Raw genomic sequence first — 12,863 nt, forward strand, 5'->3', positions numbered from 1 at the left:
CGTCATGGCATCAATGATAGACATTTTGAGCACAAAAAAACTGGAAGGGTCCACCCTCCAGTTTTTCCTGCATTCCTATTTAGCATCTCGGACACAGCGAAATCCCAGATTTCCTGTTGAGCTATCCATCGTGTTGGAGCTTCTTGCTGCTACTCGGTAGCGATTACAATAGGAATAATGACACAAATAGGATCCGCCTCGCATCGCTTTTGGTGCTTGTGGGTCCACTTTTGGTGATAGATTCAAAGATTTATCAAACCAGTTGGAGCACCACTCCCACACATTGCCGGCCATATTATATAATCCGTATCCGTTCGGTGGGAAGGATTCTACCGGCGCGGTTCCGAGATAACCATCCGCCTCTGTATTGGTACGCGGGAAGTCTCCCTGCCAAATATTACAATAATGCTCCCCGTTTGGATGCAATTCGTCTCCCCAAACATATTTCTTCTGTTCAAGTCCGCCTCTAGCCGCAAATTCCCATTCCTTCTCTGTTGGCAGTCGCTTCCCAGCCCAATCACAAAAAGCTTTCGCATCATTCCAAGATACATGAATGACCGGATGATCCATTCGATCCTCGACACCCGAACCCTCGCCCTCGGGCTGATACCAATATGCCTTCTCAACAGCAAACCACCATGGTGTCCCTTGTGGCTGTTGGAATTTCCTCTGCTGGTCTTCTGATAAAAATTTATAAAAAACAAAGGACCAGCCATATTTTTCAGCATCTGTCATATAACCTGTTTCATCTATAAATTGCTTAAATTCTCTGTTACTAACAGAGGTTTTGTCTATGTAAAAGGGCTTTACATTCACCTTTCTTATCGGTCCCTCGTTATCAGCAGAAAAACCGTCCCTATCTTCCGTTCCCATTAAAAACTCTCCCCCAGATAGATAAACCATTTTCTCTTTAAACTTAATGCCATCTGTATTTTTCAAAGTCGCTTGCTGATTCACTGTGCCTTCCTTCGCAATACTGCCTCTGCTGGCCGAACAACAAGAAGGTTTTGTTGTATGATTACTGTGCATCAAAATGTCAGCTCCTTATTTTTCAAAAAATTTTAAGTTGAGCCTATTATAGGGCGATCACTAAATTTTGTCTATATATAGAATAGCTCGTTCATTTTCAATTGGACATTTCCGTAATTAGAAACTCCTCAAAATTTCTTTGGATTTCTCGCTTAAACCGTTGTTCTTTGACGACCATCCAAAAATCCCTAACCAAGTGAAAATCCTTTACTGAAATCTCACGCAATACCTCAAATTCCAGTTCCTTTTTCACTGTTAGTCTTGGCAAGATGCTTGTCCCGAGGTTTGCCTCAACTGCACTTTTAATCGCTTGCATACTCCCAAGCTCCATCGCATTATCTATTTTTTCCAGAATTCCATGCTTCCTTAGCGCTTCTTCCACAATCGATCTGGTACCTGATTCCTTTTCCCGCCAAATCATCTTTTCATCGGAAATCTCTTGTAAACTTATCTCCTTTTTTTCTCCCCAGCGATGATTGTATGAGGTCACAAGTATTAATTCATCCTCGGCAAACTTCCGGCTTTTATATGTATCATGTTGAAAAACGCCCTCTACGAATGCGAGATCGATTTCATTGACCTCTAATTTTTCCAGCATCTGAGGGGTATTACCAATCGATAAGCTGAATTGCACATCTGGATGGTGTTTTTTAAAATGACCGATCAAGTCAGGTAGTAAATATTCGCCGATGGTAAGGCTAGCTCCAAGGCGCAACGTTTTGTCTATTTCTCCTAAATGTTCCTGAATCGTTTCTAAGGAAGATCGATGTAAAGCAACAATTTCCTTAGCATATGGATAAAGCTTTTTCCCAGCCGCTGTGACACGCAGTTTTCCCTCTTGCCTGTCAAAAAGTGACGTGCCATAAATGTTTTCCAACTGACGGATCTGTCTCGTTACAGCAGGCTGTGACACAAAACCCATACGTGCAGCTTGTGAAATACTACCTTCTTCTACTACCCGGCAAAACATTCGTAAACTCTCAATATTCAGCGCAATTCCCCCCTTGTCATTTGTTTTCCCATATTACATTTTATCATACAATTAACCATTCCTATTCATTCCTGTTATACCCTATTACATTATTCAATTATCTTTTTCCACTGGTGCATGAGAAAATAGTAAAAGCAAAATGATTCAGGAGGCGGTTAACATAATGGATATCATGACAGGACTTTTACTTCTAGTTATCGGATTTATCGCAGGAGGCTATGGAACAATTGTCGGAGCGGGCGGCGGTTTTATTTTTGTACCGGCATTATTAATCCTTCTGGATATGGACCCAGTAATTGCGGCTGGCTCGGGGTTAGTAATCGTATTAATTAACTCTTTTACCGGTGTACTTGGTTATGCCAAACAAAAGAAAATCAACTACAAAATAGCTTTAACCATTGGAATTAGCGCGCTGCCAGGCGCTCTCTTGGGGGTTTGGTTATTGCAAGCTTATTCCTCCCAATACTTTTACGTTATTTTCGCAACAATTTTAGTTGGTCTCGGCATATTTTTATTCAGTAAAAACTCTCCATGGGAATCAAAGCGTTTATCAAAAAAGCAACAAACGGAAAGAAATGCACCCAAAGATGTCTGGTTCATTCCGTTAGGTCTTGTTATGGGAATTCTATCAAGCTATCTCGGAATAGGTGGTGGCTGGCTGTTGGTACCCATTTTAATCTATGTCTTTCACGTGCCAACACACCGCGCAGCAGCTACTTCTATTCTCTCGTTATGTTTATATTCGTTTATAGGGGTACTTTCCCAGCTTTACTACGGCAACATCGACTGGATGACCGTAGTATTTGGTGGTATAGGAGTTATTCTCGGGGCAAACATTGGTGTATTTCTATCTCAACGGATTCCCGGCAAAGTCATCCTACAGATGCTTTCCGTTGTATTGGTGATTATTGGAGTGAGAATGTATTTTCAATGAATGGGGGGGGAGGCATGAGGATTGGTGGTTGTGTCTCTCATTTTGGTGGCCTGCTCTCTCATATTTTGGGCGGCTCTCTCATTTCAACACATCTACTCTCATTTAAAAAGCCACAGAATCCATAAAAATTCTGCAGCCTTTTCATCTTCATCCTCCAAAATCAATCGATTGCCCGCAACACATCAAGCAACACTGTCTTAAATTTTTCTCGATCAACCGCTTCACAAATACGTACATTTGGTTTATTTCCGCTTCGGTTATTAATATCAACTAGACTGTAGCCACGAGTCAGTTTACCTTGTGTTTCCACTTCGACATAGTAATCCGTGGATTTCGTCATGATACTTTCATCTGCGGCGATGGCTGCAAGAAGTGTATCTGGGTGGGTAGTCCCTGGCAGGCGATGAACCTCCTTGTTGAATTTCATTACAACCTGATTAATATCCATAAAAAATTGAGAGCCTTTCGTGGCAAGCTTTCTAATATCCTCATGATCCGCATCATCCATAATCGAATAATTTACGCACATATCCCACCCTACCATCGTGAGTGGGATTCCGGATTGAAGAACAATATTTGCTGCCTCAGGATCAACGTAAAAGTTATACTCTGCTGCTGCCGTAATGTTTCCTAGAGAATTATTTGTACCACCCATAATGTAAATATGGGGAATATCCTTGATGATGGAGGGTTCCTTTTTTATTGCCATTGCAATATTTGTTAAAGGGGCGATCGCCAATAGCTCAATTTCTCCAGGACTTTTCTTCACTGTATCGATAATAAAATCGATGGCATGGGCAGTTTCGGGACGCTGTTTTGCTTTTTCAAAATAAGCCCCACCCATTCCATCCTTGCCATGCACATCCTCTACAGTGCGATGCTGAGCCATGCCCGTAGCATGGAGCGGTCTCTCCAGTCCTTTATAGACAGGAACATAGCTCTTTGGGTTGGCAACTTGAATTGTATAAAGCGCATTTTCTACCTCTTGATCGAAATCAACATTACCACCAGTTATTGTTACGCCCTCCACATGAAAATGATGGAGTGTAGTTAAAAGGGCGATCGTGTCATCCCCTGCTGTATCTGTATCGATAATTACACGTCTCATTCTTATCACCTCTATTATTATTTCTGTAAATTTACATAGATTTCTTCTGGTTGCCTGCAACGAAATTTTGTATAAATTCAAGCTGCTCCTCTGTAGGCTCCTTCTCTCTTGCAAGTGTAAAGGCTTCTACTGCTTGATCGAGTGAAGCTTCCCTTCCAACGACCTCCCCGATAGCTACAAGCTCATCAAGAAAGCCCCATAGCTCGGCATATGTTTTTGGTGACTGATGACCAAGGACATAATGCTCCACATCATACTTCTTAATTTTTGCCAATAAGGTCTGTACTTCTTTCAAATCATAGCTCCATTCGCCACTATAAAAATCCTGATAAAGGCAGTCAGCTAAGAACATGATTTTTTCTTCTGGAATGTAGATGATGGACGAATCTGGTGCATGCTCCCCACCGACATGCTCCATCACACAGGTAATGCCACCAAGATCGAGCTGTATTTGATTTTGAAACGTTATTTCCGGCGCGCACAGCTTCAGATTATCCCGGACAGGCAGCTCTCGCTTAATCATATCACGGCAAAATTCTATCTCTTCGCCAGATTCTACACGGGCATCAATAGAAGCATCATCCCACTTCAACGTTTTTAAATATGCTACCTTCTTCTTAGTATCATGATGACTGATTGCAGTGCGGTCCATTATTTTCATACCAAAAATATGGTCCCAGTGCCAATGCGTTACTAGTACATATTGAATTGGAGAAATGTCCATCTTTTCAGCCAATCCCAGAAAATCCTGCGCATGTGCAGGAGAGTTACCAGCATCAATCGCCACACTAAAACTCTCCCCACAGACTAAACCTAATGCAGGACGGTCTGTTTCCGAATAATGAGGCATATAGTAAACGTTTGGGGCTAGTTGTTTTAACATGTTTTTTCCTTCTTTCCTCTATATCTAATGTTGTAATTCTTGTGTCTAAGTTTAAGCATATTTTTTCGCTTTCTTTATTTTACATGAACGATTGGTGATAGGAAATGAAAACTATCAAGCAAGCATAGAAAAAATTGTATAACGAATATCTGATGTTTGAAGGAGTCTCTGTCAATGAATTTTCCGGAAAACAAACATATTTAGATGCAAATATAGCTTATCGTAATGCATGCTTAAATGCGATTGAGTTTTTAAAAACACAAGGTTTTACTGGGGAACAAGCATATATGCTACTGGGCTCAGCTCCCGTTGAAGGTCATTTAGCTGGTGTTGTGGACATTCCTGCACTATCGCTTTACCTAAGGATATCTTCACAAAAGATATTTTACCAAAATAGCCAGGAGGAATACGTAATGCCAAACTACACTTTTCTATGTCCAGCATGTGGAGAATTTACTTTGTTGCTAAACATGACCAGGGATAATAAGCAAAGCACGGCTTGTCCAACGTGTAATACAATTGCCAAACGTGTGTTTAAGCCTCCGATGACATTGCGCATGGATTCAAAGGTGAAAAAGCGAATTGAAAACGGAATGAAGCCTCGTGTTGTTAAAAAGGAGAATATGCCGAAAAATCCTTACAAAAAACAGCTGTCTCTAGGCCTTGGCAAGCAGGACACTAAGAAAACTCCCCCGGTAACCTGCTTTGAGTCACCGAGGGAGTTTTTAATTTATGTCCTTAAATATATGCTGAGGTATCCCAATGATTCACAAAATAGATACTCCATACTTTAAAGAATCACCGCCGCTAAGGTTCCAAATATAAGTAGTGGAATATTATAATGAATAAAGGTTGGGACCACAGTATCCCATATGTGATTATGCTGTCCATCTACGCTGAGGCCAGCAGTTGGCCCCAATGTACTGTCAGATGCTGGTGAACCTGCATCACCTAACGCACCTGCTGTACCAATTAATGCGCATGTAGCTAACGGACTGAAGCCTAACGTGGCACATAAAGGTACAAAAACTGCTGCTATAATTGGGATCGTTCCGAATGACGTTCCAATCCCCATCGTAATAAACAGACCTACCAATAATAAGACAAAGGCAGATACTAGTTGACTACTGTCACCAAACCAGCTCGTAGCATTATTAACAAAATTTTCGACTGCCCCTGTTTCCTTTAATACAGAAGCATAACCGGAAGCAATTAACATAATGAAGGCTATTACCCCCATCATGACCATACCTTCTTGTACTACCTTTTCACCCGATTCCAGAAAAATAACACGAGTAACAAACATTACTGTTATTCCACCAATTGCGCCAATTACCATCGATTCAAATGTTAACTGAAGAACAAAAGCAACGACGATCGCAATTATTGTGAAAAAATGGTTTCTCTTTTCGAAAGTAGTACGTGGTGTTTTTTGCTTTTCTAACCCAGCTGCTGTTTCTTCTTCAGGTAAACTTGATGTCTTCGATAAATCGATATCCTTGTATTCGCGTGGTTTCTTATAAGTAAATAATACAGCAATAAGAAGACCCACAATCATACCAATTGCTGGTATACTCATTGCCAGTGGGATAACTGACATAGCAATAGGCATCCCATTTGATTCCATTTCTTTTGCAATAATACCATGAAAAATTAACCCATAGCCGATAGGAATAACCATATACGGTGTTTTCAGCCCAAAAGTTAAAGCACTTGCTATCCCACGCCGATCAATTTTTAAGTGATTAAACAAAATTATTAATGGTGGGATCAGTATTGGGATAAACGCAATATGGACTGGAATGAGAGTACCAGAAAAACAAGTAAGAAAAGCAATTAAAAATATAAGTAGGAACTTCTTTTCTTTCATTACGCGCAATAAGTACTGTACCAGTATTTCCGTTATCCCGGATTGGGCAATCATGGCAGCAAAGAAACCAAGCAAAATATAACTCAATGCTGTCTCTGCCTGTCCACCCATTCCACCAATTAATGTGGTTATTGTTTCACTTAGCGATAAATTTGCTGTTAGACCACCAACAATGGCAGCGAGTAATAAAGCAAAAATGACGTGTATACGACACAAACACAGAATGGTAAGAGTCAAAACAGATAAAACTACCGGGTTTAATAGAATCATAAAGCACCTGCCTTCTTGATTTTTTAGTTTCCAATCATTTCTAAATATTCAGATAAAATTTCCGAGAATGTACTTACGTAAATTTCCTTAATTGCAACAACATGAAATGGCTATTCATATTCAAAGGGTATAAATTTTTATGGCTGGAACCATGTATAAAATTTGTATTCTTTTCATCTGAATTACACACCTCTCTCCATAGTTCCAGCATTACTTTGAAGTACCAAGGAAAAATACTACATTGAATTTACATAATTAATTAACCATAGCTATAATCCGTTCTCCCTCCTGCCCTATTTCAATACATCCTCCCTTAATATAAACGCAGCTAATTTCTCAATTTCTTCTGAGATATCCTGGTCTCCTTTCAATGGAGGACATATTTCTCTCACCATATCCAAATATTTTTTAGTAGCTGGCGCTAGCATATCCTCTGCTTCATCAAGATAAATAGCTTGGGATGCACTAATTAATTCAATTGCAATTACCTTTGCAGTATTATGCACAATATCTCTCGCCTGACGTGAGCCAATTGTCCCCATACTTACATGGTCTTCCTGATTTGCAGAAGTAGGAATAGAGTCAACACTTGCCGGATGTGCTAGAACTTTATTCTCTGATACGAGCGCTGCTGCAGCATACTGGGCAACCATTAGTCCACATTCCAGACCAGGATTTGTTGCCAGGAATGGAGATAATCCGCTTAGTGCAGGATTCACCAATCGTTCAATGCGCCTTTCTGAAATATTCGCCCACTCTGCTGTTGCTACTTTTAAGAAATCCATTGCTAATGCGATTGGCTGCCCATGAAAATGACCACTTGAATAGATCTCCCCATTTTCCAAAATAATTGGATTGTCTGTCGCTGCATTTATTTCTGTTTTTAACCGTTCATCCACATAATTAATTGTTTGCCAAGATGCTCCATGAACCTGTGGGATACCTCGGATCGAGTAAGCATCTTGCACACGAACTTCCCCCTGCTTCGTTATCCGTTTACTTCCTTCAAGCCAGTTTCTTATACGTGAAGCGACAAGCTCAAACTCGGGATGTGGTCTTACTGCAAGTAAATCTTTATTAAAAGCTGTAATTACCCCATGCAATGCTTCCATTGTTAAGCTTGCAGCCATATCTGCTGCTAGACCAACACGTTCTGCTTCATTTAAAGTAACTACTCCTATGCCTGACATAGCTTGTGTGCCATTGATTAATGCCAGACCTTCTTTTGCTGCAAGTTCAACTGGTTGCAAACCTGCCTTCCACAGCGCTTCTTTCCCTGTTAAAATTTCTCCTTCGTATTCAGCCTTTCCTTCACCTACGAGTACAATAGCTATATGTGCAAGTGGGGCAAGGTCTCCACTTGCGCCTACAGATCCCTTACTTGGTACGACAGGATGTACTCGTTTATTAATCATTTCAATTAGAAGATTTAATGTTTCCTCCCTAATCCCTGAAAAGCCTTTTGCCAAAGCATTTGCCCGTAGTACCATCATGGTACGCACAACAGGTGTAGGCAGTGGATCACCAATCCCCACAGCATCCGCCCGAAGCAGGTTAAGCTGCAGCTTGGAGATATCTTCTTTTTCAATAACAACATCACTTAACTTTCCAAATCCTGTATTAACCCCGTAGATTATTTTTCCTTCATCCAATTGTGTTTCAATTCTTTTCCGGCTTTTCCTAACTCGTTCAAGCGCTTGTTCAGGTACTTCCGCTTGATACTCGCCATAAGCTACTTTTTCAATTTGATGCCGGTTCAATGTATAGCCATCCAGTTCGATTACTTTCTGTTCCATGTGTTTCACTCCTTGTAGTTAGTAAAGTTGATTATGTTAGAAAATTAGATGCATGATGATAGCAATAATTGGAATGGATATTAGCGTTCGTAAAAGGAACAGGATAAGAAGATCCTTCAATTTGATTGGTATGTCTACCTCCAGGAGAAGAGGAATAACAGCTGAAAAGAATAATATCTGACTTAATGATAAAACCGCAATGAAGAATTTAGCCCCTAGCGCAGCTCCAGTTACCATTAAAGCAGGTAAAAACATATCGGCAAGCCCAATAATTGTCGCTGGTGCAATCAACCCTGCATCTGGAATCCCCAAAATCCGCAAAAATGGCTCCATTGGTGCTCCGACCCAGGTGAAGATCGGCGTATAATTTGCCAGAAGTATTGCTGTTAAGCCAATAGAAAGGATTGGCGGAAGAATTACCATTGCCAATTTCAACCCATCTACAAAACCATTTTTTAATTCAACTGCAACTTTTCCAGAGTCTTCTGCCTGTTTGATTCCAACCTCGTAAGCCTGTTTCCAGATGGAACGTTTTTCAAGGAGTGCCTCCGGTTTTGGAACACCTTTATATTCGTCCGGAATCCTGGATAACGGGGGAATACGGATTAGCACCATTGTCGCTACAGCGCTTACAATAAATGTAGCTATAAATAATATTGGAAAATAAGGCAGAAGATCAAGTGTGCTTGCTACTACTGCAAAAAAACCAATACTAACCGTTGAAAAGCAAGTCGAAATAATCGTTGCTTCTCTTAATGAATAGCGTCCTTGCAAATACATTTTATTCGTAACATAAATACCCACGGAATAACTGCCAACAAAGGAAGCAACTGCATCTAAGGCTGAACGCCCAGGCAACTTAAATAATGGACGCATAAATGGACGCATCAGCACGCCTACAAACTCCAATCCCCCAAAAGCGACGAACAAAGTAAGAAATACAGCACCAATCGGCACAATTACAGCTACAGATGCAATCGTAGTTGTAAAAACTAATTGACCTGTTTCCGGTAACCGCAGAATTTCAGGGCCAATTGAGAAATAGATAAGTATAGCAAACACCGCACCTAGAACACGGAAGAACAAAAAAACGGGACTTGTCACAAAATAAGAAAGGTCATATTTAATTTGGAGGATTCCGCGTTTCTGAAACTCTGCCAGAATAGTGACCCCGGCTGCTATTACAATGATGAGCATACAATAAAAAGATACTACTTCTTGTGCACTGCTCCGTATCGTACTTATAAGCACATCAAAGGGGATCGTCCACGTGCCATTCGCTTTTATGGGTCCAAGGAAAAATAGCAGTCCTAAAATAAATGTCAGCCAAAATTTAGGTTTTATATTTCCTTTTCCTGATTGTTCCAGTTGAATCGGTTTCTTTTCTTCCATTTCCATTGCCATCGTTACACCCCTTTTACGAATTCCTGGTTATGGAGGAAAACCGCCCCCTTAGGAAGCAGTCCCCCGATCAATCTATTTATTTATGAAGCTCATACCATTTCTTAATCAAAGAGGCAGCATATCTCCCACCATTCATCAAATTCTCTACACTAATATGTTCCTGGAAAGTATGAATATTACGGAAGCCGTTCCCTAATGTGATACATTCAAGTCCATTTTCATTAAGCACATTGGTATCTGCTCCTCCTAGGGTTTGTGTCGTATATTTATTAACATCAATCTCATCGGCAGCCTGTAATGCCGTTTGTCCGAGAGGGGATCTTTCATCAATCTTCCAGCCAAGATATTTTTTCTCGTATCTGATGTCAGCCTTTCCTCCATGCTGTTTTGCAGCTTCCTCCACGGACTGTTTCATATGTTCCAATTGCTCGTTTAAACCTTTGGCTTCAAAGGAACGCACTTCGCCTACCAGCTTAACTTCACCTGGAATGATGGAAGACATTTTTCCACCATTCATTTGGCCGATATTGGCCAGCGTTATTTCACTGATCTTACCGAGCTTCATATTCTTCAGAGCATCGGCGGCGATCAAAAATGCATTAATTCCTTCTTCCGGGTTTAATCCAATATGGGAAGATCTTCCTTGAATGTCACAATAAATTCTGCTGCTATAAGGTCCTTGTAAAATAATTTGTCCAATATCGCCACTGCTGTCAAATACAAAACCTTTCTTACTTTTTACTTTTGAATAATCCATGTAGCTTGCTCCTACAAGCCCAGGCTGTTCATTCACGGTCAATACCAACTCGATTGGTCCACAAGGTATGTCATTTTCCTGAATGTACCGAATCCCCTCCAAATATGCTGCGAGTGCTGCACGATCATCGGCTCCTAAAATGGTTGTGCCATCAGAATGGATAATTCCATCTCGTATTTCCGGCTTTAAACCTTCTGTTGGCAACACCGTATCCATATGTGTGGAGAGAAACATTGGTTCTACACTAGGATGAGTACCTTCCCAATACGCAATCAAGTTCCCGCAATTACCACCAAATTCTTTATGAGCTTCATCAAAAGTATAAGAAAAACCGAGTTGTTCTAATATTGGAATGAGAAATTCTGCCATCGGCTTTTCATGCCCGCTTGGTGCATTAATTTTAGCTAATTCCATGAAACTATCTAATAACCGATCATTATTTATTTGTATCTGTGTCGATTGTTTAACCAAAATTCATCATCCCTTCTATTTTTCAATAACTTTTCCTCGTTTTATTACCTGATCAACGACATTACTTCCAAGTCTGTATATAACATGGTTATAAGAAGGTACATCCCAAATTTGGAGATCGGCCAACTTCCCAACCTCAATGGAGCCTACTTCATTTTCAAGCTGAAGGGCTTTTGCTCCATTTATTGTCGCTGCACGAATCGCCTCTTCAGGAGACATATGATATAGACGGCAGGCTAGAACCATGACAAACTGCATCGATTCTGTCCAATTTCCTGGGTTTAAGTTTGTTGCAAGAGCAACAGGCAATCCTTGTTCTATCATTGTTCTTACATCAAATGGACGGGGATGTGCCACTGCAAAATCAAGGGTTGGCATTACTACACCAATTACACCTGCATCCGCCATCTTTTTCATGATTTCAGGTGGAGTGTAATTTAAATGGTCTGCAGATACTGCTTTTATATCAGCTGCCAGATCTGAACCTTCGACATAAGAATAGGCATCCGTATGAATCTTAGGTTGCATACCATAACTAACCCCCGCCTCTAATATGTCTCTTGATTCCTTTGCATTAAAATGACTATTCTCTGTCCATACATCACAAAACGTTGCTAGTTTTTTCTCAGCTACCTGGGGTATCATTTCTTCGATAATTTCTTTTATATATGCTTCCTTGCTCATATCTTCCGGCCAGCCGTGCGCTCCAAGGAAAGTGTTGACAACATCGATAGGCAAACTGTCATTGAGTTCAGACGCCACTTCAAGAATTTTCAGTTCATCCTTCGTTGTCAGTCCATATCCACTTTTCACTTCTACGGTAGTCGTTCCAGCTTGTAGCATCCGATCAAGCTTTTCTTTGGAAATATTAAATAACTCTTCCTTACTTGCATCTCGTGTTTTATTGACAGATACCATTACACCTGTTTTAATACCCATTTCTTCTAACTTTTTCGGATCGCTTACCGTCATTTTGGCTGCATACTCTTCCACTCGGGAACCACCGAAAATAGCATGTGTATGACTATCCACAAAACCTGGCGCAACAACTTTACCTCTAGCATCAATGATCTTTGCTCCACTGCTGTCCACTTGATTATCTACTTCCTTTTTATCCCCTACGGCAATAATTTTCTCTCCAGCAATGGCAATCCAACTATCATTGAGCTTTCCAATAGAGTCAGCTGCTTCACCCGTACATGTGAGTATTTCTTTTGCGTTAGCTATAATTAAATCTGCTTTTTGTTTAGCCAAACCTTATTACCCTCCTGACAATGATAGTTCCACCTGGTTTTCATGAGGATATACCCGTCTTCCTGTACAGAAAGCGGGTTCTCACTACTTATTGAT

The 12,863-nt window shown here is 40.6% G+C and carries 11 protein-coding genes and 1 pseudogene; 3 read left to right on the forward strand and 9 right to left on the reverse strand.

All coding sequences use genetic code 11. The features are described 5' to 3' along the window. Nucleotides 1-75 precede the first annotated feature (75 nt). Nucleotides 76-1,029 carry a formylglycine-generating enzyme family protein gene (locus BME96_RS15570; RefSeq protein ID WP_071649521.1) on the reverse strand — a complete coding sequence of 318 codons (954 nt, stop codon included), beginning with the start codon at nt 1,027-1,029 and terminating at the stop codon, nt 76-78. Between the two features lie 97 nt (nt 1,030-1,126). After that, a complete protein-coding gene (locus BME96_RS15575; RefSeq protein ID WP_083547489.1) occupies nt 1,127-1,999 on the reverse strand; it encodes a LysR family transcriptional regulator in 873 nt (290 codons plus the stop codon). Nucleotides 2,000-2,183: 184 nt separating this feature from the next. On the opposite strand from BME96_RS15575, the gene BME96_RS15580 reads away from it, so the two are divergent. Continuing rightward, entirely contained in the window at nt 2,184-2,954 is a 771-nt protein-coding gene (locus tag BME96_RS15580; RefSeq protein ID WP_071649523.1) for a sulfite exporter TauE/SafE family protein, read from the forward strand. Between the two features lie 160 nt (nt 2,955-3,114). On the opposite strand, the gene BME96_RS15585 is transcribed toward BME96_RS15580, so the two are convergent. Further along, nucleotides 3,115-4,062: a nucleoside hydrolase gene (locus BME96_RS15585; RefSeq protein ID WP_071649524.1), complete on the reverse strand. Its 948-nt coding sequence runs from the start codon at nt 4,060-4,062 to the stop codon at nt 3,115-3,117. A 31-nt stretch (nt 4,063-4,093) separates the two neighbouring features. Next, nucleotides 4,094-4,945: an MBL fold metallo-hydrolase gene (locus tag BME96_RS15590; protein WP_071649525.1), complete on the reverse strand. Its 852-nt coding sequence runs from the start codon at nt 4,943-4,945 to the stop codon at nt 4,094-4,096. Between the two features lie 137 nt (nt 4,946-5,082). On the opposite strand from BME96_RS15590, the pseudogene BME96_RS15595 reads away from it, so the two are divergent. Together BME96_RS15595 and BME96_RS15600 are read left to right on the forward strand one after the other, a co-directional pair. Then, nucleotides 5,083-5,342 (forward strand): annotated as a pseudogene (locus BME96_RS15595) (acetamidase/formamidase family protein); the annotation flags it as partial. 73 nt (nt 5,343-5,415) lie between these two features. After that, nucleotides 5,416-5,739, forward strand: coding sequence for a hypothetical protein (locus BME96_RS15600; protein ID WP_231478735.1), 324 nt, complete (start codon nt 5,416-5,418; stop codon nt 5,737-5,739). Here the strand turns inward: BME96_RS15600 and BME96_RS15605 are convergent. The 5 genes from BME96_RS15605 to hutI all read right to left on the reverse strand — a co-directional run bounded on the left by BME96_RS15605 (nt 5,736) and on the right by hutI (nt 12,767). Further along, the gene (locus BME96_RS15605) at nt 5,736-7,085 is read right to left on the reverse strand and encodes a Na+/H+ antiporter family protein (protein WP_071649527.1); all 1,350 of its coding nucleotides are present in this window, start codon (nt 7,083-7,085) and stop codon (nt 5,736-5,738) included. The two genes, BME96_RS15600 and BME96_RS15605, sit on opposite strands and share 4 nt — an antisense overlap. A 293-nt stretch (nt 7,086-7,378) precedes the next feature. Continuing rightward, on the reverse strand, nt 7,379-8,881 hold the full coding sequence (gene hutH, locus BME96_RS15610) for a histidine ammonia-lyase (RefSeq protein WP_019377416.1): 1,503 nt from the start codon (nt 8,879-8,881) through the stop codon (nt 7,379-7,381). A gap of 36 nt (nt 8,882-8,917) precedes the next feature. Beyond that, nucleotides 8,918-10,285 carry a YjiH family protein gene (locus BME96_RS15615; RefSeq protein ID WP_071649528.1) on the reverse strand — a complete coding sequence of 456 codons (1,368 nt, stop codon included), beginning with the start codon at nt 10,283-10,285 and terminating at the stop codon, nt 8,918-8,920. 76 nt (nt 10,286-10,361) lie between these two features. Beyond that, nucleotides 10,362-11,513 (reverse strand): M20/M25/M40 family metallo-hydrolase, encoded by a 1,152-nt coding sequence (locus BME96_RS15620; protein ID WP_071649529.1) that lies wholly within the window; start codon nt 11,511-11,513, stop codon nt 10,362-10,364. 15 nt (nt 11,514-11,528) lie between these two features. Then, complete coding sequence (gene hutI / locus BME96_RS15625; RefSeq protein ID WP_071649530.1) at nt 11,529-12,767, reverse strand: imidazolonepropionase; 1,239 nt, start codon at nt 12,765-12,767, stop codon at nt 11,529-11,531. Nucleotides 12,768-12,863: the final 96 nt, after the last annotated feature.

Source organism: Virgibacillus halodenitrificans (assembly GCF_001878675.1).
GTDB lineage: Bacteria > Bacillota > Bacilli > Bacillales > Amphibacillaceae > Virgibacillus_Q > Virgibacillus_Q halodenitrificans.